Source organism: Amycolatopsis sp. NPDC000009, assembly GCF_055563465.1.
The window spans coordinates 311,305-337,887 of sequence record NZ_JBVHDI010000006.1 but is presented as its reverse complement, the minus strand read 5'-3'; the positions used below and the strand labels follow the sequence as shown (position 1 = coordinate 337,887).

At 68.9% G+C, this 26,583-nt stretch carries 23 protein-coding genes; 1 reads left to right on the top strand and 22 read right to left on the bottom strand.

All coding sequences use genetic code 11. The features are described from left to right. Nucleotides 1-80: 80 nt before the first annotated feature. The 19 genes from nuoN to ACZ3HL_RS19565 all read right to left on the bottom strand — a co-directional run bounded on the left by nuoN (nucleotide 81) and on the right by ACZ3HL_RS19565 (nucleotide 21,582). Entirely contained in the window at nucleotides 81-1,646 is a 1,566-nt protein-coding gene (gene nuoN / locus ACZ3HL_RS19655) for an NADH-quinone oxidoreductase subunit NuoN (protein WP_465415574.1), read from the bottom strand. Between the two features lie 3 nt (nucleotides 1,647-1,649). Further along, on the bottom strand, nucleotides 1,650-3,200 hold the full coding sequence (locus tag ACZ3HL_RS19650; protein ID WP_465415577.1) for an NADH-quinone oxidoreductase subunit M: 1,551 nt from the start codon (nucleotides 3,198-3,200) through the stop codon (nucleotides 1,650-1,652). Beyond that, nucleotides 3,200-5,098 carry an NADH-quinone oxidoreductase subunit L gene (gene nuoL, locus ACZ3HL_RS19645; protein WP_465532658.1) on the bottom strand — a complete coding sequence of 633 codons (1,899 nt, stop codon included), beginning with the start codon at nucleotides 5,096-5,098 and terminating at the stop codon, nucleotides 3,200-3,202. Before nuoL ends, ACZ3HL_RS19650 begins: the two co-directional genes overlap by 1 nt. Before the next feature lie 67 nt (nucleotides 5,099-5,165). Next, nucleotides 5,166-5,465, bottom strand: coding sequence for an NADH-quinone oxidoreductase subunit NuoK (gene nuoK / locus ACZ3HL_RS19640; RefSeq protein ID WP_465415581.1), 300 nt, complete (start codon nucleotides 5,463-5,465; stop codon nucleotides 5,166-5,168). Beyond that, entirely contained in the window at nucleotides 5,462-6,307 is an 846-nt protein-coding gene (locus tag ACZ3HL_RS19635) for an NADH-quinone oxidoreductase subunit J (protein ID WP_465415583.1), read from the bottom strand. The genes nuoK and ACZ3HL_RS19635 overlap by 4 nt, the downstream gene beginning before the upstream one ends. Further along, complete coding sequence (nuoI, locus tag ACZ3HL_RS19630; protein ID WP_125788710.1) at nucleotides 6,304-6,843, bottom strand: NADH-quinone oxidoreductase subunit NuoI; 540 nt, start codon at nucleotides 6,841-6,843, stop codon at nucleotides 6,304-6,306. Before nuoI ends, ACZ3HL_RS19635 begins: the two co-directional genes overlap by 4 nt. After that, the gene (gene nuoH, locus ACZ3HL_RS19625; protein WP_465532656.1) at nucleotides 6,830-8,167 is read right to left on the bottom strand and encodes an NADH-quinone oxidoreductase subunit NuoH; all 1,338 of its coding nucleotides are present in this window, start codon (nucleotides 8,165-8,167) and stop codon (nucleotides 6,830-6,832) included. The genes nuoI and nuoH overlap by 14 nt, the downstream gene beginning before the upstream one ends. After that, complete coding sequence (locus ACZ3HL_RS19620; RefSeq protein WP_465532654.1) at nucleotides 8,164-10,674, bottom strand: NADH-quinone oxidoreductase subunit G; 2,511 nt, start codon at nucleotides 10,672-10,674, stop codon at nucleotides 8,164-8,166. The genes nuoH and ACZ3HL_RS19620 overlap by 4 nt, the downstream gene beginning before the upstream one ends. Next, the gene (gene nuoF / locus ACZ3HL_RS19615; protein WP_126733248.1) at nucleotides 10,671-11,951 is read right to left on the bottom strand and encodes an NADH-quinone oxidoreductase subunit NuoF; all 1,281 of its coding nucleotides are present in this window, start codon (nucleotides 11,949-11,951) and stop codon (nucleotides 10,671-10,673) included. Before nuoF ends, ACZ3HL_RS19620 begins: the two co-directional genes overlap by 4 nt. Further along, a complete protein-coding gene (gene nuoE, locus ACZ3HL_RS19610) occupies nucleotides 11,951-12,838 on the bottom strand; it encodes an NADH-quinone oxidoreductase subunit NuoE (RefSeq protein WP_465532652.1) in 888 nt (295 codons plus the stop codon). The genes nuoF and nuoE overlap by 1 nt, the downstream gene beginning before the upstream one ends. After that, nucleotides 12,835-14,166 carry an NADH-quinone oxidoreductase subunit D gene (locus ACZ3HL_RS19605; RefSeq protein WP_465415594.1) on the bottom strand — a complete coding sequence of 444 codons (1,332 nt, stop codon included), beginning with the start codon at nucleotides 14,164-14,166 and terminating at the stop codon, nucleotides 12,835-12,837. The genes nuoE and ACZ3HL_RS19605 overlap by 4 nt, the downstream gene beginning before the upstream one ends. Further along, entirely contained in the window at nucleotides 14,163-14,927 is a 765-nt protein-coding gene (locus tag ACZ3HL_RS19600) for an NADH-quinone oxidoreductase subunit C (protein WP_465415596.1), read from the bottom strand. Before ACZ3HL_RS19600 ends, ACZ3HL_RS19605 begins: the two co-directional genes overlap by 4 nt. Nucleotides 14,928-14,932: 5 nt before the next feature. Further along, nucleotides 14,933-15,481: a NuoB/complex I 20 kDa subunit family protein gene (locus ACZ3HL_RS19595; protein WP_005151847.1), complete on the bottom strand. Its 549-nt coding sequence runs from the start codon at nucleotides 15,479-15,481 to the stop codon at nucleotides 14,933-14,935. A 6-nt stretch (nucleotides 15,482-15,487) separates the two neighbouring features. Next, a complete protein-coding gene (locus ACZ3HL_RS19590) occupies nucleotides 15,488-15,895 on the bottom strand; it encodes an NADH-quinone oxidoreductase subunit A (RefSeq protein ID WP_465415911.1) in 408 nt (135 codons plus the stop codon). Nucleotides 15,896-16,419: 524 nt separating this feature from the next. Continuing rightward, a complete protein-coding gene (locus ACZ3HL_RS19585; RefSeq protein WP_034310672.1) occupies nucleotides 16,420-17,706 on the bottom strand; it encodes a geranylgeranyl reductase family protein in 1,287 nt (428 codons plus the stop codon). After that, entirely contained in the window at nucleotides 17,703-18,407 is a 705-nt protein-coding gene (locus ACZ3HL_RS19580; RefSeq protein ID WP_125678879.1) for a demethylmenaquinone methyltransferase, read from the bottom strand. Before ACZ3HL_RS19580 ends, ACZ3HL_RS19585 begins: the two co-directional genes overlap by 4 nt. A gap of 69 nt (nucleotides 18,408-18,476) precedes the next feature. Beyond that, nucleotides 18,477-19,247: an AfsR/SARP family transcriptional regulator gene (locus ACZ3HL_RS19575; RefSeq protein WP_465532650.1), complete on the bottom strand. Its 771-nt coding sequence runs from the start codon at nucleotides 19,245-19,247 to the stop codon at nucleotides 18,477-18,479. Between the two features lie 69 nt (nucleotides 19,248-19,316). Further along, the gene (locus ACZ3HL_RS19570) at nucleotides 19,317-20,420 is read right to left on the bottom strand and encodes a glycosyltransferase family 4 protein (protein WP_465532648.1); all 1,104 of its coding nucleotides are present in this window, start codon (nucleotides 20,418-20,420) and stop codon (nucleotides 19,317-19,319) included. A gap of 43 nt (nucleotides 20,421-20,463) precedes the next feature. Continuing rightward, entirely contained in the window at nucleotides 20,464-21,582 is a 1,119-nt protein-coding gene (locus tag ACZ3HL_RS19565) for a glycosyltransferase family 1 protein (protein ID WP_321183380.1), read from the bottom strand. A 111-nt stretch (nucleotides 21,583-21,693) separates the two neighbouring features. On the opposite strand from ACZ3HL_RS19565, the gene ACZ3HL_RS19560 reads away from it, so the two are divergent. Then, nucleotides 21,694-22,524 carry an inositol monophosphatase family protein gene (locus tag ACZ3HL_RS19560; RefSeq protein ID WP_465415605.1) on the top strand — a complete coding sequence of 277 codons (831 nt, stop codon included), beginning with the start codon at nucleotides 21,694-21,696 and terminating at the stop codon, nucleotides 22,522-22,524. 220 nt (nucleotides 22,525-22,744) lie between these two features. Here ACZ3HL_RS19560 and ACZ3HL_RS19555 read toward each other — a convergent pair whose 3' ends face one another. From ACZ3HL_RS19555 to menD, 3 genes are all read right to left on the bottom strand, one after another. Continuing rightward, entirely contained in the window at nucleotides 22,745-23,197 is a 453-nt protein-coding gene (locus tag ACZ3HL_RS19555; protein ID WP_465532646.1) for a DUF3592 domain-containing protein, read from the bottom strand. Between the two features lie 22 nt (nucleotides 23,198-23,219). After that, nucleotides 23,220-24,740 (bottom strand): M1 family metallopeptidase, encoded by a 1,521-nt coding sequence (locus tag ACZ3HL_RS19550; RefSeq protein WP_465532644.1) that lies wholly within the window; start codon nucleotides 24,738-24,740, stop codon nucleotides 23,220-23,222. A 154-nt stretch (nucleotides 24,741-24,894) separates the two neighbouring features. Beyond that, nucleotides 24,895-26,571: a 2-succinyl-5-enolpyruvyl-6-hydroxy-3-cyclohexene-1-carboxylic-acid synthase gene (gene menD, locus ACZ3HL_RS19545; protein ID WP_465415612.1), complete on the bottom strand. Its 1,677-nt coding sequence runs from the start codon at nucleotides 26,569-26,571 to the stop codon at nucleotides 24,895-24,897. Nucleotides 26,572-26,583 lie beyond the last annotated feature (12 nt).

Sequence of the window (26,583 nt, the reverse complement as noted above, 5' to 3'; positions counted from 1 at the left end):
CCGGCCTGACACCGCTCTGACGTCGCACTGACACGAAAAAGCCCCCTCACGTCAGCGAGGGGGCCTTTCGCGAAGCGGGACTACTTGAGGGCGAAACCGCCGGAGCCCGCCCAGTCGAGGGCGAACGCCGGGAGCAGCCCGAGCACCAGCGTGACGATGACGCCGAGCGTGATCGCCGTGGTGGTGAACGCGCCGGGCACGGTGACGGTCGGCCCGTCGGGCGCCGGCTCGGAGAAGTACATCAGCACGATCACGCGCAGGTAGAAGAACGCGGCGACGGCGCTGAAGATCAGGGCGACGACGACCAGCGGCGCCATCCCGTCGGACAGGGCCGCCGAGAACACCACGAACTTGCCGACGAAGCCACTGGTCAGCGGGATACCGGCCAGCGCGAGCAGCAGGAAGGTGAACACCCCGGCCAGCACCGGAGACCGCTTCGCCAACCCGGCCCAGGCGGACAGGTGCGTCGCCTCACCGTTCGAGTCACGCACCAGCGAAACGACACCGAACGCGGCGAGCGTGGTGAAACCGTAGGCCAGCAGGTAGAACAGCGTGCTCGACAGGCCTTCCTCGGTCATCGCGATGGCACCGACGAGCAGGAACCCGGCGTGCGCGATGGACGAGTAGGCGATCATGCGCTTCACGTCGGTTTGCGTGAGACCCAGCACCGCGCCGATCAGCATCGAGATGATCGCGACGCCCCAGAGCACGCCGCGCCATTCCCAGCTCGTCGACTCGAACGCCACCTGGAACACCCGCAGGATCCCGCCGAACGCGGCGACCTTGGTACAGGCGCCCATGAACGCGGTGACCGGGGTCGGCGCGCCCTGGTAGACGTCCGGGGTCCAGGTGTGGAACGGGCCGACCGAACCCTTGAACAGCAGGCCGACCGCGAGCAGCCCGAGCCCGGCGAACAGCAGCGTGTCCGAACGGTCCGAGCCGGCGGCGGCGTTGGCGATGTCCGACAGCTTCACGGAGTTCGCGTAGCCGTAGAGCAGCGCGAGACCGTAGAGGAAGAACGCCGACGAGAACGCGCCGAGCAGGAAGTACTTGACCGCGGACTCCTGCGAGAGCAGGCGACGACGGCGGGCGAGACCGCACATGAGGTACAGCGGCAGGCTCAGCACTTCGAGCGCGATGAACATGGTGAGCAGGTCGTTGGCCGCGACGAAGGCCATCATGCCGCCGAGCGCGAACAGCGTCAGCGGGAAGACCTCGGTCTGCATGCCGGTGGTGCCGACCTGCGCGCGGTCCTGGACCGTGCCCGGGCGGATACCGGCCTGCGCGACGAACGCGCCACCCGGCTCGACCGAGCGGTCCGCGATCAGGAGCAGCGCGCCCAGCGCGAGCGCCAGCAGCGTGCCCCAGAGGAACAGCGACGGCCGGTCGACGGCGATGGCGCCGCTGAAGGTCGTGACACCGTTCTTCGGCGCGGAAGTGCTGGCGTACCAGGCGAGGAAGACGCCGGCCGCGCCGATCCCGACCAGGGACAGGAAGACCTGCGAGGGCCACCGCATGTGCTTGGGCAGGAAGGCTTCGAACAGCACGCTGACACACGCGGCCCCGAGGATGATCAGGATCGGCGTGACGGCGAAGTAGTCGATCGACGGCACCTGCACCAGTGGCGCCTGAGTCAAGAAGAGCACGGTTTACTTGCCTCCCTGCACGGACGACATCGTCGCCTGCACCGACGGGGTGATCGTGTCGAGCACCGGCTTGGGGTAGAACCCGAGCGCGATGATCAGCACGACCATCGGCGCCAGGATCGCGATCTCCTTGCCGCCGAGGTCCTTGATGGCTTTGGTCGCCCCGAGTTCGGGGGCGATGGCCGTACCCGGTCCGCCACCCGCGGCCATCAGGGCGTCACCGCGGACGGGGCCCTGCATGACGCGCTGGTAGAGCCAGAGCACGTACGCCGCGGCCAGCACCATGCCGACCGTCGCGATGATCGTGTACACCGGGTAGTCCACAAAGGACCCCAGCAGCACCAGGAACTCACTGATGAAGGAGTTCGTGCCGGGCAGGGACAAAGTGGACAGACCGGCGATGAGCAGCATCCCGCCGAGCAGCGGGGTCACCTTCGCCATGCCGCCGTAGTCGGAGATCCGCGTGGACCCGCCGCGCATCACGATCAGGCCGACGACCACGATCAGCATGCCGGTGGCGAGGCTGTGGTTCAGCATGTACGACACCGAGCCGACCATCGCCTGCTCGTTGAAGGTGAAGATCCCCAGCGCGATGAACCCGAAGTGGGCGATCGACACGTAGGCGATGAAGCGCTTCATGTCGCGCTGCCCGGCCGCGAGGATCGAGCCGTAAAGGACACCGGCGACGGCGAGCACCAGCACCCACGGCGCGAGTTCCTTGCTGGCGTCGGGGAACATCGGGAGGCAGTAGCGCAGGAACCCGAACGTGCCGACCTTGTCCAGCACGCCGACCAGCAGGACCGCGACGCCGATGGGCGCCTGGCCCGCGGCGTCCGGCAGCCAGGTGTGGAACGGCACCAAAGGGGCCTTGATCGCGAAGGCGAGGAAGAACCCGATGAAGAGCCAGATCTGAGTGCCCAGCGGTGCATCACGGACCACCGTGACGAGCGTTTCCCAGTCGAAGGTGCCCTTGCCGAGTTCGTCCGACGCCATCGAGTACGCCCCGATGGCCGAGGCCAGCATGATCAGGCCACCGAGGAACGAGTACAGGAAGAACTTGACCGCCGCGTACTGCCGGTTCGCGCCGCCGTAGCCGCCGATCAGGAAGTACATCGGGATCAGCATGATCTCGAACAGCACGTAGAACAGGAAGACGTCGGTCGCGGCGAACACCGCGATGGTCAGCGCCTCCTGCACCAGGATCAGCGACAGGAACCCGCCCGCCGAGCGCCCGGCCGGGAGCTTGTCGGTGAGGCCCAGCGCGCCGACCACGATCGGCACCAGCAGGCCGATGACCGCGATCATCACCAGCGCGATGCCGTCGATGCCGAACGAGATGTGGATGCCGAAGTTCGGGATCCAGTCCATCGAGGACTTCTGCTGGATCCGGTCCCCGGTGGGCGTGTAGCTCGCCCACATCGGGATCACCAGCAGGAACGTCAGGATCGACACCACGAGCGCGGTGAGCGTCGCCAGCCTGTCGTTCTTCTTCATCCCCGCGACGACCGCGGCGCCGGCGAGCGGCAGCAGGATGGATGCGAGTACCCAGGTCATCAGGAGAACCTCACCAGCAGGAGTGCCGCCAGAAGCAGGAATGTGCCGCCCAGCATGGACAGTGCGTACGAGCGGACGAAGCCGGTCTGCAGGCGGCGCAGGCGCCCGGATCCGCCACCGAGCCCGGCGGCGAGGCCGTTGACCGCGCCGTCGACCCCGCGGTTGTCCACGTAGACCAGCGCGCGGGCGAGCCAGGTGCCAGGGCGGGCGACCAGCGTCTCGTTCAGGGTGTTGCCGTACAGGTCGTTGCGCGCGGCCTTGACCACGGCGGAGACCCGCTCGGGGCGTTCCACCGGAACGTCCTTACGGCCGACGAAGAGCCACGCCGCCGCCGCGCCGAGCACGGACAGCGCCACGGTGAGGATCGGGACCAGCGCGTGCGGGATGACGCTGTGGCCACCCTCTTCGAGCGGGCCGACCACCGGCGAAAGCCATTCGGCGAACCGGTCGCCGAGGGCGAAGAACGCACCGGCGCCGATCGAGCCGATCGCCAGGATGATCATCGGCCACTTCATCACCGCGGGGCTTTCGTGCGGGTGGAAGTCGCGGCCGTCGCTGGACTTGATCTCCTTCCAGCGTTCCTTGCCGAAGAAGGTCATCACCATCAGGCGCGTCATGTAGAACGCGGTGAGCCCGGCGCCGAGCAGTGCCGCGCCGCCCATCACCCAGCCGCGCCAGCCGCCCTGGCTCAGCGCCGCTTCGATGATCGCGTCCTTGGTGAAGAAGCCCGAGAGCGGCGGGATGCCGATCAGCGCCAGGTAGCCGAGCGCGAAGGTCCAGAAGGTGACCGGCATGTGCTTGCGCAGCCCGCCGTACTTCCGCATGTCGACCTCGTCGTTCATGGCGTGCATGACCGAACCGGCCCCGAGGAACAGCCCTGCCTTGAAGAAACCGTGCGCCACCAGGTGCATGATGCCGAGCGCGTAAGCGATCGGCCCGAGACCGACGGCGAGCATCATGTACCCGATCTGGCTGACCGTGGAGTACGCCAGGACCTTCTTGATGTCGTCGTAGGCGCAGCCGATGATGCACCCGATCAGGAGCGTGACCGTACCGACGAGGGTGACGATCAGGCGGCCGTCCCCGGTGGCATTGAAGATCTCGTGCGCGCGGGCGATCAGGTAGACGCCTGCGGTGACCATCGTCGCCGCGTGGATGAGGGCCGAGACCGGGGTCGGGCCCTCCATCGCGTCGGGAAGCCAAGCCTGCAGCGGGAACTGACCGGACTTACCGCAGGCACCCAGCAGCAGCAGGATCGCGATCGCGGTGACCGCGCCGGTCGGGATCTGGCCGACGGCGCCGAAGACCTCGGCGTAGCCGGTGCTCCCGACGTACTTGAACATCAGGAAGATCGCCAGCGCGAGCCCGACGTCACCGACGCGGTTCATCAGGAACGCCTTCTTCGCCGCGGTGGCCGCGGACGGGCGGTCCTGGTACCAGCCGATGAGCAGGTACGAGGCGAGACCCACGCCTTCCCAGCCGAGGTACAGCGTCACGAAGCTGTTACCCAGTACCAGGATCAGCATCGAGGCGACGAACAGGTTGAGGTACGCGAAGAACCTCGACCGGTCGCGGTCCTCGGCCATGTAGCCGATCGAGTAGAAGTGGATCAGCATGCCGACGCCGGTGATCAGCAGCACGAACGTCAGCGAGAGCGCGTCGATCCGGAGCCCGAAGTCGACCTGCAGCGCCGAAACCGGGATCCACGAGAACAGTTTGACGTCCGCGGTGGCCTTCGTGTCGGCCGTGAAGAACAGCAACAGGCCGTACACGAAGGACAGTGAGACGGTCGCACTGCCGAGGAGGTGTCCCCAGCCCCTGGCCCGCTTGCCTGCCAGCAGAAGGATAAGGGCGCCGAGGGCGGGAAAAGCCACCAGCAGCCACGATGATGCGGTCACTCTGAAATCCAATCAGTCGCGCGGAGCGCGTCCAACAAGGGTGGGCGGCGGGGATGAGGTGGCACTCCTAGTACTTCAGCAGGTTGGTGTCGTCGACCGAGGCCGAGCGCCGGGTGCGGAAGATCGCCATGATGATCGCGAGCCCCACCACGACCTCCGCGGCGGCGACGACCATCACGAAGAACGCCATCACCTGGCCGTCCAGCGACCCGTTGATCCGGGCGAACGTGACCAGGGACAGGTTCACCGAGTTGAGCATCAGCTCGATGCACATGAACACGACGATCGCGTTGCGGCGCACCAGCACCCCGACCGCGCCGATGGCGAACAGCAGCGCGGACAGGAGCAGGTAGTACGTCGGGGTCATTCCTTCTCCCCTTCAGGCTTGCCGACCAGAGCGTGCGCGTCGGGACCCTCGTCCGTCCCCGCCACCTGCTTCTGTTCGGTTTCCAGCTGTGCGGCCGAAGTCGACTCGATGATCTCCGAGAGCGACTCCCCGGCGATCGAACCGTCGGGCAGCAGCGCCGGGGTGGCGACCGAGTTGGCCGTGGCGAAGACACCCGGGCCGGGCAGCGGCGAAGGCCGGTCGTGCTTGCCGGTGAACCGGTCGACGACGAGTTCCTTCTGGTTCTTCTTGCCGCCCTTGGCGTGCCGGTCGGTGAACGCGAGCACCATCGCGCCGAGCGCGGCGGTGATCAGCAGCGCCGAGGTGAGCTCGAACGGGAACAGGTACTTGGTGAAGATCAGCCGTCCCAGCCCGCCGGGGCCACCACCGTCGAGCGTGGCCGGGTCGAGCGGCATCGCCGGGGTGACGTTGGCCAGCGCGCGGGCCAGGCCGGCGGCGAGCAGCCCGCCGACGCCGATGCCCAGCAGGGCCGCCATGACCCGCTGTCCGCGCAGCACTTCGACGACCGAGTCCGAACTCTCCCGGCCGACCAGCATCAGCACGAACAGGAACAGCATCATGATCGCGCCGGTGTAGACGATGATCTGCACGAAGCCGAGGAACGGCGCCTGCTGGATCATGTACAGCGCGCCGAGACTCAACATTGTGAGGACCAGCCACAGCGCCGAGTGCACGGCGTTCCGGGAAAAGACCATGCCGAGCGCGCCGAGCACCGTGAGCGGGCCGAGCACCCAGAAGGCGATGGTCTCGCCGGTGGTGATTCCGGCGGAGACGTCCACTTGAGCGAGTGATGCCGTGATCACTGGACGGCCTCCGTGCTCTCAGCGGGCTTCCGCGCCAGCTCGGGGCCGTTGACGTAGTAGTCCTGCTCGTTGTCGCCCAGCCGCATCGGATGCGGTGGCTGCTCCATGCCGGGCAGCAGGGGCGCGAGGAGGTCTTCCTTGGTGTAGATCAACCGCTGCCGGTCGTCGTCGGCCAGCTCGTAGAAGTTGATCATCGTCAGGGACCGGGTCGGGCAGGCCTCGACGCACAACCCGCAGCCGATGCAGCGCAGGTAGTTGATCTGGTAGTCGGCGCCGTACCGCTCGCCGGGCGAAAAACGTGCCTCTTCGGTGTTGTCGCCGCCTTCGACGAAGATCGCGTCCGCCGGGCAGGCCCACGCGCACAGCTCGCAGCCGACGCATTTCTCCAGCCCGTCCGGATGCCGGTTGAGCTGGTGCCTGCCGTGATAGCGCGGAGCCGCGGGGGCGCCCGCCTCCGGGTACTCCTCGGTGGCGACCTTCTTGAACATCATGCCGAAGGTGACACCGAAACCCTTGATGGGATCAAACATCCCCATCGCCGGCCTCCCTTCCACTGGAAACCGCCGCGGGCTTGCGCTTGGCAGCCCGGGCTTCGGCCTTCGCGAGGGCCTTCTGACGCGGAGTCTTCTCCGGAACCTGCAGGTCGAGCGGCGGCACCGGGAACCCGCCGCCGGTCACCGGGACATAGTCGTCGTCCGGGATCTTCTTGTCCGGGATCAGGAAGCTCAGCAGGACGACGAAGACGATGAGCGCGCCGCCACCGATGAGGATCTGCGGGGTGGACAGGCCGCCCGAGTTCTTGATCGCGCGGACCGTGACGATCACGACGATCCAGAGCAGGTTGACCGGGACGAGCACCTTCCAGCCCAGCCGCATGAACTGGTCGTACCGCAGCCGGGGCAGCGTGCCGCGCAGCCAGATGAAGCCGAACAGCAGGATGAACAGCTTGGCGAAGAACCAGATCAGCGGGAGCCAGCCCTGGTTGAGCGCGTGGTCGGCACCGACGAACGGGAACTTCCAGCCACCGAGGAAGAACGTGGTCGCCGCCGCCGAAACGATCACCATGTTGACGTACTCGGCGAGGAAGAACATCGCGAACTTCATCGAGCTGTACTCGGTGTGGAAACCGCCGACCAGCTCGGATTCGGCTTCGGGAAGGTCGAACGGAGCACGGTTGGTCTCGCCGACCATGGAGATCAGGAAGATCACGAAACTCGGCAGCAGCAGGTAGAAGTACCAGCCGCTCTGCTGCGACTCGACGATCGTCGACATCTGCATCGAGCCCGAGTAGAGGATGACGCCCACGATGGACATGCCGATCGCGATCTCGTAGGAGATCACCTGGGCCGCGCTTCGCAGTCCACCGAGCAGCGGATACGGGGACCCGGACGACCAGCCGGCCAGCACGAGGCCGTACACGCCGATCGAGGAGCAGGCCAGGATCACCAGCACGCCGACCGGCAGATCGACCAGCTGAAGGGTGGTCCACTCACCGAAGATCGAGACGGCGGGGCCGAACGGGATCGCCGCCAGCGCGATCAGCGCCGGCACCGCGGAGATCACCGGCGCGAGGAAGTACACCTTGCGGTCGGCGGTGTCCGGGATGATCTGTTCCTTGAACGGCAGCTTGATCGCGTCCGCCAGGGACTGCAGGTACCCGCCGGGCCCGACCCGGTTGGGGCCGGGACGGTTCTGCATCCGGCCGACCGCCTTGCGCTCCCAGACGATCAGGAAGATCGTCAGGATCGGGCCGATCAGCAGGATGACGACCGTCTTGATCAGGATCAGCCACAACGGGTCGTCGGCCAGCAGCGCCGCCCGCTCGGCGGCGTCCGGCATCTGGCTGAGCAACGGAGTCACTTCTCACCTCCGGTGAGGGTGACGGCCGAACCGTGTCCCGCGCTCAGGGAAGCGCGGACGGCCGAGCCGTCGGAGTTGCCCGGGAGCCACACGACGCCGTCCGGCAGGTCCGCGACCTCGATCGGCAACGTGATGGAACCGCGTTCGGTGGAGACCTTCACGGTCTTGCCCAAGCCTTCGGCGGTCTTCGCCGAGAGCTTGGCGACGACCTCGCGCTGCGTGCCCTTGAGGTGCGGCTCGCCGTCCTGCAGCGAACCGTTGTCGATCAGCTGCCGCCAGGTGGCGAGGAGGACCTTGCCGCTCCCCGCGCTCGCGGCGGCGGCCGCGGCCACCGGCTCGAAGGTCGCGGGCTCGGTCTTGCCGGGCAGCTTCGCCAAGTCGGCGGCCGAAGCGGCCGGGGTCTGGGTGAAGATGTCCGCGTCCATCTCGACGGCGAGGGTGTCGAGCACCCGGCAGTCCGGCAGGGCGCCGGTGCCTTCGAGGGTGACGGCGAACTCGCGGCGGCGGCCTTCCCAGTTCAGGTAGCTGCCCGCCTTCTCGACCGCCGGGGCGATCGGGAGGACGACGTCGGCGTGCTCGGTGACCCCGCTGTGCCGCAGTTCCAGGCTCACCACGAACTTCGCGTTCTGGAGCGCGCGGCGGGCCAGGTCCGGGTCCGGCAGGTCGTCCGGGTCGACGCCGCCGACCAGCAGGCCGTCGAGGTCGTTGCCGGAAGCGGCCTTCAGGATGGCGGTGGTGTCGCGCCCCTCCGTGGCGGGAAGCGTGACGCCCCAAGCCTTTTCGATCTCGGCGCGAGCCTCGGCGTCGGTGACCGAGCGGCCACCGGGCAGCAACGTCGGCGCCGCGCCCGCCGCCAGGGCACCGCGTTCACCCGCGCGACGCGGGATCCACGCGAGCCGGGCGCCGGTGCGCTCCACCAGCCGGTGCAGGGCCGAGAACAGGCCCGGGACCTCGGCGGCACGCTCGCCCACGAGGATCACGGCACCTTCCGAGGCCAGCGCCTGGTCGACGTCCTGCGCGTGCTGCGCGATCCCGTCGATCGCGGCGGCCTCGGAGCCCGGCGCGCAGGCCAGCAGCTCGCCGAAGGTCTTGCGGACCGACGAGGTGGTCCACTGTCCCAAGTGGACGACGCGGGTGCGGTTCTTGCGGGCCGCCTTGCGCAGCCGCAGGAACACGATCGGCGCTTCGTCCTCCGGCTCGAACGCGACGCACAGCACCGTGCGCGCCCGCTCGATCTCGCGGAAGGTGACGCCGCTTTCCGGCGTCGTCCCGACGACGTGCGACGCGAGGAAGCCCAGCTCCTCGGCCGAGTGCGGGCGGGCCCGGAAGTCGATGTCGTTGGTGCCCAGGGCGATCCGCGCGAACTTCGAGTACGCGTAGGCGTCCTCGACAGTCAACCTGCCGCCGGTCAGCACCGCGGCGCCCTTGCCGTCGCGTGCCTCGGCGAGCCCCGCCGCGGCCGCGCGCAGCGCGTCGGTCCAGGAGGCCTCTTCGAGCACGCCGTCGGCGTTGCGGATCAGCGGACGACGGATGCGGTCATCAGCCGTGGCATAACGGAAGGCGAAGCGGCCCTTGTCGCAGATCCACTCTTCGTTGACCTCGGGGTCGTCGCCCGCGAGCTTCCGCATGACCTTGCCGCGGCGGAAGTCGGTCCGCTCGGCGCAGCCGGACGAGCAGTGCTCGCACACGCTCGGCGAGGACACCAGGTCGAACGGCCGCGAACGGAACCGGTACGCGGCCGACGTCAGCGCGCCGACCGGGCAGATCTGGATGACGTTGCCGGAGAAGTACGACTGGAACGGCTGACCGCCCGCCGAAGTAAGTTCTCCCGCTGAGGCGGCATCAGACACAGTGGTGCGGGAAGCCAGGGTAAGCAGGTCCGCGGTCGCCGATGTGCCGATCTGCTGGTGGGCACCGCGTTCGAGCAGCTCGATGAACGGGTCGCCGGCGATCTCGCGGGAGAACCGGGTGCAGCGCTGGCAGAGCACGCAACGCTCGCGGTCCAGCAGGACCTGCGAGGAGATCGGCAGCGGCTTCGGGAACGTCCGCTTCGTGTCGACGAAGCGGGAGTCCGCGCGGCCGTGCGCGAGCGCCTGGTTCTGCAGCGGGCATTCGCCGCCCTTGTCGCAGATCGGGCAGTCCAGCGGGTGGTTGATGAGTAGCAGCTCCATCACACCCTGCTGGGCCTTGTCCGCGACGGCCGAGGTCAGCTGGGTCTTAACGACCATGCCGTCGGCGACCGTCATGGTGCACGAGGCCTGCGGCTTCGGCATCGGACGGCCGCCCATTTCGACCTCGACCAGGCACTGGCGGCAGGCGCCCGCCGGGTCGAGCAGCGGGTGGTCGCAGAAGCGCGGGATGACCGTGCCGAGCCGTTCGGCGGTGCGGATCAGCAGCTCGCCCTTGGGCGCGATGACCTCTTCACCGTCGATGACCAGCTTGACGTGGCCTTCGGGGACCGGGGTGTCCTCTGTGGACGTTCCCGGCTTGTCGGGTGCGATCGTCATGCCTGCGCCCCCACCAGTTCGCGCTTGTTGGTTTCACACAGTGCGAGGAATTCCTCGCGGAAGTACTTGATCCCGCTCTGGATCGGCGAGACCGCGCCGTCGCCGAGGGCGCAGAACGAGCGGCCGAGGATGTTGTCGCAGACGTCGAGCAGGGTGTCGATGTCCTCCTCGGTGCCGTGGCCCTCGACCATGCGCTCCAGGATCTGCGCCAGCCAGTACGTGCCCTCGCGGCACGGCGTGCACTTGCCGCAGGACTCGTGCTCGTAGAACTGCGTCCACTTCATCACGGCCCACGGCACGGAAACGGTCTCGTTGAAGACCTGCACGGCCGTCGTGCCCAGCATCGACCCGGCTTCCGCCGCGCCCTCGAAGTCCAGCGGAACATCGAGGTGCTCCGCGGTGAACATCGGCGTGGACGAACCACCCGGCGTCCAGAACTTCAGCGGGATGCCGTCCTTCATGCCGCCCGCCATGTCGAGCAGCTCGCGCAGCGTGGTGCCGAGCGGGCATTCGTACTGGCCGGGCTTCTCGACGTGGCCGGAGATCGAGTAGATCTTCGGGCCGGGCGACTTCTCGCGGCCCATCTGGCGGAACCAGTCCGAACCACCGTTGACGATGTACGGCGCGCTCGCGATGGTCTCGACGTTGTTCACCGTGGTCGGCGCGGCGTAGAGACCCGCGGCGGCCGGGAACGGCGGCTTGAGCCGCGGCTGGCCGCGACGGCCCTCCAGCGAGTCCAGCAGCGCCGTCTCCTCGCCGCAGATGTACGCCCCGGCGCCCGCGTGCACGGTGATGTCGAGGTCGAATCCGGAGTCGAGGATGTTCTTGCCGAGGTAGCCCGCTTCGTACGCCTCGCGCACGGCCGCGTTGAGACGGCGGATGCAGTGCAGCGCCTCGCCGCGGACGTAGATGAAGCAGTGGTGCGAGCGCATCGCGTACGAGGCGATGATGCAGCCCTCGATCAGCGAGTGCGGGTCCGCCATCATCAGCGGGATGTCCTTGCAGGTGCCCGGCTCGCCCTCGTCGGCGTTGATGACGAGGTAGTGCGGCTTGTCCTCGTTCGGGGGCATGAAGGACCACTTGATGCCCGCCGGGAAGCCCGCGCCGCCACGGCCGCGGAGGCCGGAGTCCTTGACCAGCTGGACGATCTGCTCGGGAGTGGCCTTGAGCGCCTTGCGGATCGCGGTGTAGCCCTCGAGGGCTTCGTAGGACTGGATCGTCCAGGAGTTGGGCGAAAGCCAGCGCTTCGTGAGGACCGGAGTGATGGGATCGGCCATTACTTCGTCTCCCCTGCTTTCGATGGCACAGCCGGAAGCGGAACGTCCTTCATCGCGGGCGCGGTCCAGCCGCGGTCCTGCGCGACCTGCGCTCCCCGCAGGGTTTCGACGGCCTGCGAAGGACCGTCGACGTCCGTGCGGTACTGCTGCGCGTCCTCCGGGAAGAACCCGGCGAGCTGCAGTTCGGCGCCCTTGAAGTTCGTCAGCGGCGCGCCGCGCGTCGGAGCCGGCTTCTTGCCCGCCTGCAACGCGTCGACCAGCGCGACGGCCTTGTCCTCGGTCTGGTTGTCGAAGTACTCGTAGTTGACCTGGATGACCGGGGCGAGGTCACAGGCCGCGAGACATTCGGCGTGCTCCAGCGTGATCGAGCCGGGCTCGTTCGGCGTACCCGCGGTCTCGTTGTGCCCCAACGGCTTTTCCTCGGAACCGAGGTGTGTCTGGAGCTTCTTGTAGATCGCGTCGCCGCCCATGGCCGCGCACAGGGTGTTCGTGCACACGCTGACCAAGTGCTCGCCGCACGGGCGGCGCTTGTACATGGTGTAGAACGTCGCGACCGCGCTGACCTCGGCGTCGGAAAGGTCCAGGTTCTGCGCGCAGAAGGCGATGCCCTCCTGGCTCACGTAACCCTGCACCGACTGCACCAGGTGCAGCATCGGCAGCAGCGCCGACCGCGACTGCGGGTACCGCGAGATCAGGTTCTGGGCCTTGGCGTAGGTGTCGGCGTCGAAGATGTCTTCGAGCTTCGCGTTCTCCAGGATCCCCTCCGCCTCGGCGGGATCCGGCGCGATCGCGATCACGTCGACGTCACCACCGGCGGCGATATGGGTCTGCTCGGCCAGGCTGGTGCCGGGCTCGGGCGTGGGTGTCGTTTCGGGCTGGGTGCTCAACGGTCCACTCCCCCCATGACGGGGTCGATCGAGGCGATGGCGGCGATCACGTCGGCCACCAGGCCGCCTTCGGCCATCGCGGGCATCGACTGCAGGTTCACGAAGCTCGGTTCGCGCACGTGGACCCGCAGCGGCCTGGTGCCGCCGTCGGAGACCAGGTGCACGCCGAGTTCGCCGCGCGGCGATTCCACGGAGGTGTAGGTCTGGCCCGGCGGGACCTTGAAGCCCTCGGTGACCAGCTTGAAGTGATGGATCAGCGATTCCATCGACTGGCCCATGATCTTGCGGACGTGCTCGAGCGAGTTGCCCATGCCGTCGCTGCCGATCGAAAGCTGCGCCGGCCAGGCGACCTTCTTGTCCTCGACCATGACCGGGCCCGGCTCGAGCTTCTTCAGGCACTGCTTGATGATCCGCAGGCTCTGGTGCATCTCCTCGACACGCAGCAGGTACCGCGCCCAGCAGTCCGCGTCGGTCGAGGTCGGGATGTCGAACTCGAACTCGTCGTAGCGGGAGTACGGCTCGGTCTTGCGCATGTCCCACGGCAGACCGGCGCTGCGCAGCACCGGGCCGGTGACACCGAGCGCGAGGCACGCGTCGACCGGCAGGTACCCGACGCCCTTGAGCCGGTTGCGCCAGATCGGCTGACCGGTGAAGAGCTTGTCGTACAAGGGAAGCCGCTCGTCCATCGTCTTGACGAACGCGCTGACCACCTCTTGGTAGTCGTCCGGCATGTCCTGCGCGAGGCCGCCGGGGCGGATGAACGCGTGGTTCATCCGGAGACCGGTGAGGTGCTCCAGCAGGTGCAGGACCTCTTCGCGCTCACGGAAACCGAGCGTCATCGCCGTGGTGGCACCGAGTTCCATACCGCCGGTGGCGATGTAGACCAGGTGCGAACCGATGCGGTTGATCTCCAGCAGCATCACGCGCAGCAGCTCGGCGCGGCGCGGGGCCTGGATGCCGAGCAGCTTCTCGACGCCGAGGCAGTACGCCATCTCGGTCGACAGCGGGGCGAGGTAGTCCATGCGCGTCACGAAGGTGACGCCCTGGGTCCACGTGCGGTACTCGCAGTTCTTCTCGATCCCGGTGTGCAGGTAGCCGATGACCGAGCGGAGCTGGGTGACGGTCTCGCCCTCCATCTCCAGCACGAGCCGGAGCACGCCGTGCGTCGACGGGTGCTGCGGGCCCATGTTGATGACCATGCGCTCGTCGTGGCGGGAGTCCTCGATGAGGTCTTCCCAGTCACCGCCGGAAACGGTGTAGACGCGGCCTTCGGTCGTGTCGCGGGAGTCGGCTTCGGGAACTTCCGTCTCCTGGAATTCGGTGCTCACGAGTAAGACCTCCGCTGGTCCGGCGGCGGGATCTCCGCGCCCTTGTATTCGACCGGGATCCCGCCGAGCGGGTAGTCCTTGCGCTGGGGGTGGCCGTCCCAGTCGTCCGGCATGAGGATGCGGGTGAGCGCGGGGTGCCCGTCGTAGACGATGCCGAACATGTCCCAGGTCTCCCGCTCCTGCCAGTCGGCGGTCGGGTAGACCCCGACCAGCGACGGGACGTGCGGGTCTTCGATGTCGAGCGTGACCTCCAGCCGGATGCGGCGGCGGTAGGTCATCGACGTGAAGTGGTAGACCGAGTGCAGCCGCTGCGGGACGTCGACGCCGTAGTCCACGCCGGACACCGAGCTGAGCAGTTCGAAGCGCAGACCCGCGTCGTCGCGCAGGACCTTGGCGATCTCGACGAGGTGCTCGCGGGAGACGTAGAAGGTGATCTCGCCGCGGTCGACCGTCGTCTGCAGGATCGCGTTCGCCGGGATCTTGTTGTCCGCCAAGGCCGCGTAGAACTCGTCGGCGAACTCGTCGAACCAGCCGCCGTACGGGCGCTCCGCCGGGGGCGGGCTGTACGCGGGAAGGCGGACGCCGCCGTAACCGGAGGTGTCACCCGTGCCGCGGACGCCGAACATGCCCTGGCGCTCTTTACCGGTGACGACCGGCTCGGCCGGCCGGGTGCCCTGCGGTTCGAGACCGCCTTCGGGCCGGTCGGCGCTGGACTGCTCGCCGCCCGTCTCGGGGACTTCGGGAGTGTTGTCTTCGGGCACGTCGCTCACTTCTTCGCGTACTTGATCGAGGAGGCGATCAGCTCGGTGCGCTCACCGCTGGCGGCGCGGATCGCGGCCCGGCGGGCGTTGATCGGCTCGTCCTGGATCTTGGCGTGCAGCTTCAGGATCGCGTCGAGCAGCATTTCGGGGCGCGGCGGGCAGCCGGGGAGGTACATGTCGACCGGGACGATGTGGTCGACGCCCTGCACCACGGCGTAGTTGTTGAACATCCCGCCGGACGAGGCGCAGACGCCCATCGCCAGCACCCACTTGGGCTCGGCCATCTGGTCGTAGATCTGGCGGAGCACCGGCGCCATCTTCTGCGTGACGCGGCCGGCGACGATCATCAGATCCGCCTGGCGCGGCGTCGCGCTGAAGCGCTCCATGCCGAAACGCGCGATGTCGTAGCGGGAACCGCCGACGGTCATCATCTCGATCGCGCAGCAGGCGAGACCGAAGGTGGCGGGCCACATCGAGTTCTTGCGCGCCCAGTTGACCAGGCCTTCAAGGCTGGCGAGCAGGATGCCGTTGGGGAGTTTTTCTTCGAGGCCCATGCTTCTCTAGTTCCAATCCAGGCCGCCGCGACGCCACACGTAGGCGTACGCGAAACCGACCGTCGCGATGAACAGCACGATCTCCACCAGGCCGAACATGCCCAGCGCGTCCGCGGAGACCGCGAACGGGTAGAGGAAGACCATCTCGATGTCGAACAGGATGAACAGCATCGCGGTGATGTAGTACGCGACCGGCATCCGGCCGCCGCCGACGACCGGCTGCGGCGACGGTTCGATACCGCATTCGTAGGCCGCGAGCTTCGCCTTGTTGGCGCGGCTCGGGCCGACGAGCGGGCCGAGCAGCACCGAGAGCACCGCGAAGCCGAGCGCGAGGACGAACAAGAGGACCAGGGGGAGGTACATGTCCAGGTTGGGTACTGCGGGAGTACCTGCCTGGGTCAGCACGGGCAACATCAGCACGGGGTTTTCGCCATCCTTTCCGCGCCGCTGCGGTTTTCGAGTCGGGGTTCACCGCTTCCCTCGGTCGGCACCCTAAGTCACCTGGGTCACACCGCCGGGGGTAAGGCAACCCTTACGGGCCGTGCATGACGGCCCCCTTGCTTGTGAAATAGTTCACAAGCCTCCCGTCGAGGATGTGAAGCGATTCACAAAGCATGGGCCGAGTGTAGGACGTGACTCACATTCTTGTCCCTAGGCCCCGTGCTATAAGGCTGCCCTAACTTGGCCGCACGGCCAGTACGGTTACTTCCGGCGTGCGGTACCGATGACCTGCGACGTCGTTCCCAAGATCGGCTTCAGAGGGCTGTTTGACCACATATGTCCTGTGACCGATACCACTGCCTGGAGTACCCGTGACTGGTCCAGACGTGTGGTCACGGCCCCTGGCCCACCGCATTTCGTCCTCTCGATGCGGTAGTTCCGAACGCGAACTACCGCATCGAGAGGACGAAATGCGTGGCGTCAGCGGAGGGGAAGCGTCAGCGCGGGGAGGGGGTGGCGCGGGCCAGAGCGGCGATGAGGCGGTCGACGCCGTCCCCGCCCTTGGCGTCGTAGCAGCCCGAAAGTCCCTTGTACACCAACGGAAGGATCGAGTTGATCCGCAGCCCGTACTTCGTCGCGGCGTGCATGACCTTCGGCTTCCCGATCAGCTTCGCGAACACGTTGCCGAGCCGGTAGTAGCCGCCCATCAGCTCCGCGACGGCGCGCGGGTAGCCCTCCAGCGCCCGCTCACGCGAAGGGCCTTCGCGGCGCGCCAGCGCCTGCACGACGAACTCCGACGCCAGCTGCGCGGACTCCATCGCGGCCGAGATGCCCTCGCCGTTGAACGGGCTGACCATGCCGCCGGCGTCGCCGAGCAGCAACAGGCCGTCGCGGTAGTGCGGGGTGCGGTTGAAGCCCATCGGGAGACCGGCGCCGCCGACCTTGCCGATGGCGTTCTCCTCGCGGTAGCCCCATTCCTCGGGCGTCCCGTCGAGCCACTGGCGCAGCAGCGCGCGGTAGTCGGTGCTACGGAACGCGGCCGACGTCGACAGCATGCCGAGGCCGACGTTCACCGTCCCGTCGCCCAGCGGGAACGCCCAGCCGTAGCCGGGCAGCAGCTTGGGGTCGCGCGGGTCCGAGCGGTCCCACAGCTCCAGGTGGCCCTCGATGAACGGGTCGTCGTGGCGCGGGCTCTTGTAGTACTGCCGCACCGCGACGCCCATCGGGCGCTTCTCGTTCTTCTGGATCCCGACGCTCAGCGCGAGCCGCGCGGAGACGCCGTCGCAGGCCAGGACCAGCGGAGCCCGGTAGCTCACCGGGGTCTTCTCCGGGCCGACCTTCGCCTCGACACCGATCACGCGGCCGGTCGGGCTGGTGATGGCGCCGGTGACGGTGGTGCGCTCGTAGAGCCGCGCACCCGCCTTGACCGCGGTCTTCGCGAGCAGGTCGTCGAAGTCCTGGCGGGTCCGCGAAACGCCGTACGGCGGGTAGCTGGTCAGATCCGGCCAGTCGAGCTCCAGCGTGAGCTCGCCGGTGAGGATCCGCAGGCCGCGGCTGTGCACCCAGCCCGCGTCCTCGCTGGTGTCGATCCCCAGGTCGATGAGCTGCTTGACGCCGCGCGGGGTCAGACCGTCGCCGCACACCTTCTCGCGCGGGAACTCGGTCTTCTCCAGCAGCAGCACGTCGACGCCCGCGCGGGCGAGGTACGTGGCGGCGGTGGAGCCGGCCGGTCCGGCACCGACGACGATGACCTCGGCGTCGTGGTCTGCGTTGCGACGTGTCATGGCCGCGAGTTTACGGAGGGCTTTTTCGCGCGGTGGATGGCGACGACGCCGAACGTGAGGTTCAGCCACTCCACCTCGGTCCACCCGGCGCTCGCGATGATCTCCCCGAGCGTCCGCTGATCCGGCCACGCCAGCATGGATTCGGCCAGGTAGGAGTAGGCCTCGGGGTTCGACGAGGTCCTCGCGCCGACCCAGGTGAGCAGCTTCGCGATGAACTTCCGGTGCAGGAACCGGATCGGCGGGAATGTGGGCGTCGACACCTCGCAGATCACCAGACGGCCGCCCGGTTTGACCACGCGCGCGATCTCCGTGAGCGCGGCCTTGGTGTCGACGAAGTTCCGCAGCGCGAGCGAGATGGTCACCGCGTCGAAGCTCTCGTCGGCGAACGGCAGCTTCATCGCGTCCGCGGCCACCATCGGGACGCCGCGGTGCTTGCCCGCCTTGAGCATGCCGACCGAGAAGTCCGCCGCGAGACACCACGCGCCGTTGCGTGCGTACTCGACGGTGGACACGCCGGTGCCCGCCGCGAGGTCCAGCACCTTCTCGCCGCGTTTGGCGTCCAGCACCCGGCCGGTGATGGTCCGCCAGCGGCGGTCGAAGCCGAAGGTCATGAACGAATTCGCGCGGTCGTAGCCGTCCGCGACGTCGTCGAACATGGCGGCGACTTCGTGCGGATCCTTGTCAAGACTCGCTCGGGACATACCCGGAACACTAACTCGCCCGCGCTGAGACACGTCGGCCAAGCGGGAGCAAAGCGACGCGCCGTAGGTTCACCTGGCCCGGTGAAGCAACGCCGGGGCACGGTGCGCACCGGCCCCCGCGACCTCGCCGGCGAGGATCCTCCGCTCCAGCATCCGCAGTTCCGGCCCGGGTTCGAGGCCGAGCTGGTCGACCGAGACCCGGCGCGCACGCCGGTACGCCGCCAGCGCGTCGGACGTGCGCCCGGCTCGCCAAAGAGCGTCCATCAGGAGGTACTGGGCACGCTGCCGCAACGGGTTCCGCCGCACCAGATCCGCCAGCTCGACGGCCGCGCTCGCGTGCCGCCCGAGGTCCAGTTCTGCCTGGTAGAGCTCTTCGAGCAGGACCAGCCGGTGCTCCGAGAGCCGCATCGTCTCGTCCGCGAGCAGCGGGACGTCGAGGCCTTCGTAGGGCGCGCCGTGCCAGTGCGTGAGGGCCTGCCGGATCAGCGAGGCGCGCTGCGCGGGGTCCGCGGACTTCAGCGCCTGGCCCGCCAGCGTCTCGAAGGTTTCGACGTCGAGTTCGCCGGGGTGGACCTCCAGCCGGTAGCCGCCGTTGTCGAAACCGAGCCGGTCGCTTTCGGGCAGGGCCTGCCGCAGCTTGTGGACGTGCCAGTGCAGCTTCGGCACCGCCCGCGGCTCCCACTTGCTGTCCCACAGCGCCTCGGTGAGCACGTTCACCGGGACGAAGGTGTTCGCGCGGACCAGCAGCACGCCGAGGAGCGTTCTCCTCATCCGGCCGTGCAGCGGGACCGACCGCGATCCGGAAGAGATGCTGAACGTGCCCAGTACTTCGAACCTCACGTGCCGTCCTCTCGCTCGATGGCGTGAGGGGACGATGAATGCCGGTTGTACAAAAGAGATACAAAGTGATCAAGCGAGTGCGGAGAGCATTCCCCGCACCGACCGCGGCCAGGCGAATTCCTCCGCTCGCGCCCGCGCCGCCGCCCGCCTCGCGTCCTCGGGACTCTCCAGCAGACCGGTGACGGCACCCGCGAACGCCGGAGCGAGGTCGTCGACGGCCTCACCGCAGCCTGGGCGCACGATCTCCCGCAGCGCCGACGACGCCGAGACCACCACCGGCGTGCCCGAAGCGAGCGCCTCCAGCGCGGCCAGCCCGAACGTCTCGTGTGGACCGGGCGCGAGGGAGACGTCGGCGCTGGCCAGCAGGCGGGCGACGTCGCCGCGTCCGGTCAGGAAGCCGAGGAAGGTCACCGGAAGCCCGCGCGCCCGCCGCTCCAGCGCACGCCGCCGGGGGCCGTCACCGGCGATCACGAGCCGCACGCGGTGCCCCGCCTCGGTCAGCTCGGCGACGGTGTCCACGCTGCGCTCGACGTGCTTCTCCGGCGACAGGCGTCCACAGTGGACGATCAGCGCGTCCGCGTTCCCGGTCAGCGTGTGCCGCCAGCCGTCGTCGCGCCGGGCCGGGGCGAAGGTCGTGAGATCGACACCGAGCGGGACGCGCCGCACGTTCGGCGCGGCGATCCGGTCGAACTCCGCGCGGGCGAACGCCGTCGTGCAGACGACCGTGTCGTAGCGCCGCGCCATCCGACGGTTCGCGACGTCCGCGACGCGCCGCGCGACCGGCTCCGGCATCAGGAACTGCTCCAGGAGCCGGTCCAGCCGCTCGTGCGAGATCACCATGCTGGGCACGCCGTTGCGCCGCGCCCAGACGCCCATGCCGCGCAGGGTCAGCCTGTCGGACACTTCGAGCCTGTCCGGCTCCAGGCGTTCCAGCACCGCGCGAACCCGGTGCGGATCGACCGCGCGATAGCCGCCGGTACCCGGGATCTGCGGTGCCGGAAGAGAAAACCGGCGGACTCCCGAGGGCAGCGTCTCGTCCGCGTAGCGCCGTCCAGGCACCACGAGGGTCACCTGATGGCCGCTCGCCACGTACCCGGCGCCGAGGTGGTGCAAGGCCGTGCGGAGCCCGCCCGAGCGTGGTCCGTAGAAGTTGGCCAGCTGGACTATATGCATCTCGAGCCCGCCTTGTGCCCGGTCTCTTCCCGGCCGCTGCATTTCAGGCCGCGCGAGCGACTTTGCCCTGGACGGCCTCGTAGTGGCCGACCAGTTCGTGACAGACCGCGGGCCAGGTCCGACCCAGTACGACCTTGCGCGCCTTCTCCCCCAGCCGGGCCCGGAGTGCTTCGTCGCGCAGATCGTTCACCTTGTCCACCAGCGCCGTCGCGAATCCGGCGCGGTCCGCGGGCAGCAGGTACCCGGTGCGGCCGGGCAGGACCAGATCCTTCGGGCCGCCCGCGTTCGGCGCCAGCACCGGCAGCCCGGATGCCATCGCCTCCTGGATGGCCTGGCAGAACGTCTCGTGCGGTCCTGTGTGGACGAACACGTCGAGGCTCGCGTAGGCGGCGGAGAGCTCCTCTCCGTACCGGGCGCCGAGGAACGCCGCGCCCGGGATCCGTTCACGCAGCATCGGCAGCTCCGGCCCGTCCCCCACGACGACCACGCGGATCCCGTCGACCCCGGCGAGCGCGGTCAGCCGCTCGACCTCCTTCTCGGGCGCGAGCCTGCCGACGAAACCGACCAGCAGTTCGCCGTTCGGCGCCAGCTCGGCCCGCAACGCGGGGTCGGCGTGCACCGGCGAGAACCGCTCGATGTCGACGCCGCGCGCCCAGCGGTGCACCCGCGGGATCCCGTGCAGTTTCAGCTGATCCACCGAATCCGTCGACGGCGCGAGCGTGCGGTCGGCCCGCGAGTGCAGGCGGCGCACCCAGCGCCAGGCCGCGCGGGCGGCGATACCGAAGCCGTACGCGGCGGCGAAACCGGCGATGTCGGTCTGGTACACCGCGACGCACGGCACCCGCAGCCGCCGGGCCGCGGCGAGCCCGCGGGCGCCGACCACGAACGGCGACGCCAGATGCACCACGTCCGGCCCGAAATCGGCCAAGGCGGTGAGCACCGTCCTCGTCGGCACGCCGACCGGGAGGGAGTTCACGCCGGGGAAGTCGAGGGCGGGAATGCGCACGACCGGGGCGCCGAGGTACTCCACGGGACCCGGCCCCGGGGCGATGATCAGCACGTCGTGCGCGCGGTCGCGGAGGTGTTCCACGACGCGGAGCACGGAGTTGGTCACGCCGTTCACCTGGGGCAGGAAACTTTCGGTGACTATCGCGACTCGCACGCGGATCACTGTCGCATCCGGTTGTGACACCCACGCCAACAAAAACGGAACAGACGACATGTCATCTCAAGGTCGTGTTCCGTAAACCAGGCTCGGCCACACTAGTCAGGCATGACCCTCCTGTCGTCTAGGCCGCCTCAGCCCGTCGAGCCCGGGCTGGTGTCGAGGGCCCTCGAAGTGGCCGGGCGGCTGGCCAACGACGCGACCGACGTGATCACCGCGACCGCGGGCCGGGGTGCCCAGCCCGGTCCGAAGGACTCGCCCTTCGACTGGGTCACCGACACGGACCGGATCCTCGAACGCCACACCCGGCGCGTGCTCACCGCGGAATTCCCCGGTATCCCCGTCGTCGGCGGTGAATTCGGCGCCGACCACGGTGCCGACGTCGCCGAATACCGCTGGGTGGTCGACCCGGTCGACGGGACCGCGAACTACGTCGCCGGTGTCCCGTGGTGCGCGTACAGCCTCGCCCTGATCGACGCTTCCGGCCCGGTGGTGGGCGTGGTCGCGGACCCGTACCGCGCCCAGATCTACGCCGCCGCGCGCGGCCGCGGCGCGCGGGCGAACGGCAAACCGATCACGCTCACCGACCGGTGCGGGACCGCCGGCGCGATCGTCTGCACGGAACTCACGCGCAAGGGTGTCTGGCCGGGGATGGGCCAGTTCATCGAACGGGCCGCCGCCGCGCACGCCGGGGTCCGGGTGCTCGGCTCGGCGGCGCTGGCGATCGCGCAGGTCGCGCTGGGGCACGCGGCCGCCGCGGTGCTGCACAGTTACCGCGAATGGGACGTCGCCGGATCGGTCGCGCTGGCCATCGAGGCGGGTGCCGTGGTCCTGGACCGGCACGGGGAAGGTGCGGCCCTGCCCGTCGACGCGCTGCTGGTGGCGGCGCCGGGGGTGGCCGACGAGGTCCTGGGCTGGTGGCAGGAGTCGGTGGGCTGAGTTCGCCCCCCAATCACGTGAGTTACGCCTCCAATCACGCGAGTTCGCCGTTCAATCACGCGAGTTCGCCCTCTGATCACGCGAGTTCGCCGATTCCGCACAGCGAGCCCGCGGGGCTGGGGCGTAACTCACGTGATTGAGGGCGTAACTCGCGTGATTGGGCGCGTAACTCGCGTGATCAGACGGACGACACGCGTGATTGGGTGGACGACTCGCGTGATCAGACGGACGACTCGGCGAGCGAGCGCCGGTAGGCCAGCCGTTGCCGCCGGATCCACCACAGCAGCGGGCCGGCGATCAGCCAGGTGAAGAAGATCATGCTGCCCAGCGGCAGCAGTGTGTTCGACGCCGAGCGCCCGGCCACTCGCGCGAGCTCCGGGTCGCCGACGTCGTACTCGATGTTCACCAGCTGCCCGGCGGCCAGCCCGGAAGGATAGAGCACGCCGTTGGCCGGGCTGTGCATGATGCCGTCGGGGGTCGCGTAGTTGATGATCGTGCGGTCGAAGGCCACCGACTCGACCTGCGCCGTCGCCTGCCCGAGCTGCGCTTCGATCGCGCTGTCGTTGCGGATGGCGGCGAACTGCAGCGAGACGCCGAGCACGGTGACGAGTGAGGCGACAACGAGGGCGGCATACCACCCGATGCGCCTCACCCGCTCCGTTTTGGCCGTCACGCCGCGAGCGTATCGCTACCCGTCAGTGGGCGTGTCGCTCGGCGAGGAATTCGTGGGTCGCCTTGATCTGCGGGTACGACTTCGGCGCGACCGGCGCCACAGCGGCCCGCTGAGCCGCGGCAGGCACACCGTTCGGGCCCACCGCGGGCTTGCCCTTGGTGTACAGCCACGTCTGGAACAGGTCGTACAGCGGCTTGCCCGAGATCCTCTCCGCCAGCGCGATGAACTCCGGGATCACCGCGGACTTGGCCTTCTTCACCTGCTGCCAGGTCTGCAGGATGCGGAAGAACGTGTCGTCGCCCACAGCCTTGCGCAACGCGTGCACCGCGAGCGCGCCGCGGTCGTAGACGGCCGCGTCGAACTGGTTCTCGGCACCCGGGTCGGCGGGCAGGACCTGCCAGAACGGGTCCTCGGCCGGCACCGAGTCGTAGATGTACTGGGCGAGTTCGTCGGCCGTGCCCTCGCCGCTCTCCTCCGACCACAGGAACTCGCCATAGGAGGCGAAGCCCTCGTTCAGCCAGATCTCACTCCACTTGCCGAGCGTGACGCTGTCGCCGAACCACTGGTGCGCCTGCTCGTGCGCGACGATCGAGGTGTTCGAGCCGCTCCGGAAGGCCCTGGCGCCGTACACGGGCCGCGTCTGGTTCTCCAGCGCGAAGGAGATGCCGGTGGTGACGACACCACCCTGCGCCTCGAACGGGTAAGGCCCGAACTTCGAAGCGAGGAATTCGGTGATCTCCGGCGTCCGCTCGATACTGGCCTTGGCCGCGCCGAGCGATTCGCCGAGGTCGGCCCCGTAGGCGGTGATGAACGGCTTGCCGTCCGGCGTGGTCTGCTCGTTCACCTCGAACTTGCCGACCTCCAGCGACGTGAGGTACGTCGCCTGCGGTTTGGTGCTGCGCCAGTTCCAGCGCGTCCAGCCGGGCCGCTGCACCGTCTTGCGCACGAGCGTACCGTTCGACAGCGCGACGACGTCGTTCGGGACCTCGACCGAGACGTCGTAGGTGGCCAGGTCGGTCGGGTGGTCGTTGGACGGGAACCACCAGGCCGCGCTCTGCGGCTCGTCGACGGCCAGCGCGCCGTCCGGGGTCTTCTTCCAGGCGGTGAAGCCGTCGATCTTCACCTTCGACGGCGTGTCCGCGTAGGCGACGACGACGGTCGCCGTCTGGCCCTTCTTCAGCGGCGAGGCCGGCGTGACGGTCAGCTCACCGGTGCCGTCGGTCGACGTGGCGAACTTCGCGGGCCGGTTGTTGACGCGGACGCTCGACACCTTCAGCCCGAAGTCGAGGTTGAACGCCGAGAGGTCCTGCGTCGCGGTGAGCAGGATCGTCGTGGCGCCGGACAGCAGGTCGGTCGCGGGCTGGTAGGTCAGCCGGAGGTCGTAGTGACCGACGTCGTAGCCGCCGTTCCCGGCGTGCGGGTAGTACGGGTCGCCGATGCCGATCGAGCCGGGCGCGGGTGCGGCGGCCGCGCTGCCGGCGAGCAGCACCGAGACGACGCCCGCGGTCAATCCGGCGAAGCCGGCGCGAGTCTTCAAGCGCATTGCGAATCCTCCCAGGAATTGTCAGCGCGCTCGAACGTAGCCAGACGATCGACGCGGAGACACGTCCGAAGGAGGGGTTCCTACCCTCTGGAATCCGTCCATCCATGCCCCCGCCGCCGCCCTCAACGGACGCGCTGCGCGCGCGCGAATCGATTCAGACAGCCCGCACGGCCGACGAAACCGCCGTACGGAGGCGCGCGTGCAGCTCGCGGTGACGCGTTCGGTCCACGCGGACCTCCACCACCCGCAGCCCCGGCGCGGGCTTGAGCGCCGCGCGGAACTCGGTGAGCGTCTCGGCGACGACATGCGGAACGCGGTAGCCAGCGCACAGGGCACCGAGGTCGGCCCCGTGCGGCGTGCCGAAGACGCGTTCGAAGCTGGCGTTGTGCTCGGGCGCGCCCTGCTCCAGCAGCGAGAAGATACCGCCGCCGTCGTCGTTGAGCACCACGATCGTCAGGTCGGGGCGCTGTTCGGCGGGCCCGGTCAGCAGGCCGCTCGCGTCGTGCAGGAACGTCAGGTCGCCGAGCAGGGCGTACGAATGTCCCCTGTGGACGGTCGCGGCGCCGATCGCGGTGGACACCATGCCGTCGATCCCGGCGACGCCGCGGTTGCGGTGCACGAGGACGTCGGGCCGCAGCCGTCCGGCGAGGGCGACGTCGCGGGTCGGGTTGGACGAGCCGACGACCAGCAGCGACCCTTCCGGGACCGCGTCGACCAGCTCGGTCGCCAGGCGCAGCCCGCTCGGCCACGGCTCGTCGGCCAGCGCTTCGGTGACCGCCCCCGACGCCGCCTTGTCCGCGCGCTGCCAGCTCGCCAGCCATTCCGGATCGGCCGGTTTGGTCGGCTCGTCGAACCACTGGCCGACCTGGCGGACGTTGTGCGCGGGCGCGGGCCAGTCCGAATCGGGCCGGACCAGCAGCACCTCGACGTCCGGATCGGACAGCACCCGCTGGACCTGCCGGAACACCGTCGGACGCCCGATGCACAGGACCTGTTCGGGTTTGTGCCGCGAGATGAACTCCTCGACGCCGAGCAGCCACGCGCCCGAGGAGATCGCCGTCGCGCCCGCCATCCCGATACCGCCGGTCTCGGAGACGACCGGCCAGCCGTGCAGTTCGGCCCATTCGCTGGCCGCCTGCACGCCGGTGTCGCAAGCGATGACCAGGCCGTGGCGGGCCGAGGGCACCACAAAAGAGGGAAGCGCGCCGAAGTCGGGAAGCTCGGTCCAGCGAGCGCCGTCGGGCCGTCCTTCGAGTGACTCGTACCACTCGCCGTCATCATCGACATCGGGCACGAGCGGCTCCCGGAACGGGATGTTCAGGTGCACCGGCCCGCAGCGCCATTCGCCGTACGCGGCGTTCCAGGCGCGGCAGATCTGGCCGCGCCAGTACGAGTTCTGCCCGGCGCGGCGTTCGGCGACGGCGAGCTCGTCGAAGTAGCGGACGGCGTTGCCGTAGAGCTGGTGCTGGTCGATGACCTGGCTCGCGCCGGCGGCCCGCATCTCGGGCGGCCGGTCGGCGGTCAGCACGATCAGCGGGACCCCCGCGCGGTCGGCCTCCAGCACGGCGGGGTGGAAGTTCGCGGCCGCGGTGCCCGAGGTGCACAGCACCGCCACGGGGCGGCCGGTGCGTGCGGCGATGCCGAGGGCGAGGAAACCGGCACCGCGCTCGTCGATGCGGACGTGCAGCTGGAGGCGCCCGGCGGCCGCCGCGTCGTACAGCGCGATCGACAGCGGGGCGTTGCGTGAGCCCGGGCAGAGGACGACGTGCGAGACGGTGTTGCGGACGAGTTCGTCGACGATGACCCTGGCCTGCGCGGTGGAAGGATTCACCGGCAGACCTCG

What these genes read in the sequence shown, in the direction of transcription:
- nuoI (WP_125788710.1), bottom strand. Translation starts at nt 6,843, where the DNA reads ATGGGGATGTTTGATCCCATCAAGGGTTTCGGTGTCACCTTCGGCATG.
- ACZ3HL_RS19650 (WP_465415577.1), bottom strand. Translation starts at nt 3,200, where the DNA reads ATGACCTGGGTACTCGCATCCATCCTGCTGCCGCTCGCCGGCGCCGCG.
- ACZ3HL_RS19585 (WP_034310672.1), bottom strand. Translation starts at nt 17,706, where the DNA reads ATGACACGTCGCAACGCAGACCACGACGCCGAGGTCATCGTCGTCGGT.
- ACZ3HL_RS19570 (WP_465532648.1), bottom strand. Translation starts at nt 20,420, where the DNA reads ATGCATATAGTCCAGCTGGCCAACTTCTACGGACCACGCTCGGGCGGG.
- ACZ3HL_RS19550 (WP_465532644.1), bottom strand. Translation starts at nt 24,740, where the DNA reads ATGCGCTTGAAGACTCGCGCCGGCTTCGCCGGATTGACCGCGGGCGTC.
- ACZ3HL_RS19560 (WP_465415605.1), top strand. Translation starts at nt 21,694, where the DNA reads ATGACCCTCCTGTCGTCTAGGCCGCCTCAGCCCGTCGAGCCCGGGCTG.
- ACZ3HL_RS19620 (WP_465532654.1), bottom strand. Translation starts at nt 10,674, where the DNA reads ATGACGATCGCACCCGACAAGCCGGGAACGTCCACAGAGGACACCCCG.
- nuoF (WP_126733248.1), bottom strand. Translation starts at nt 11,951, where the DNA reads ATGGCCGATCCCATCACTCCGGTCCTCACGAAGCGCTGGCTTTCGCCC.
- ACZ3HL_RS19595 (WP_005151847.1), bottom strand. Translation starts at nt 15,481, where the DNA reads ATGGGCCTCGAAGAAAAACTCCCCAACGGCATCCTGCTCGCCAGCCTT.
- nuoK (WP_465415581.1), bottom strand. Translation starts at nt 5,465, where the DNA reads ATGACCCCGACGTACTACCTGCTCCTGTCCGCGCTGCTGTTCGCCATC.
- ACZ3HL_RS19590 (WP_465415911.1), bottom strand. Translation starts at nt 15,895, where the DNA reads ATGTTGCCCGTGCTGACCCAGGCAGGTACTCCCGCAGTACCCAACCTG.
- ACZ3HL_RS19580 (WP_125678879.1), bottom strand. Translation starts at nt 18,407, where the DNA reads ATGTCCCGAGCGAGTCTTGACAAGGATCCGCACGAAGTCGCCGCCATG.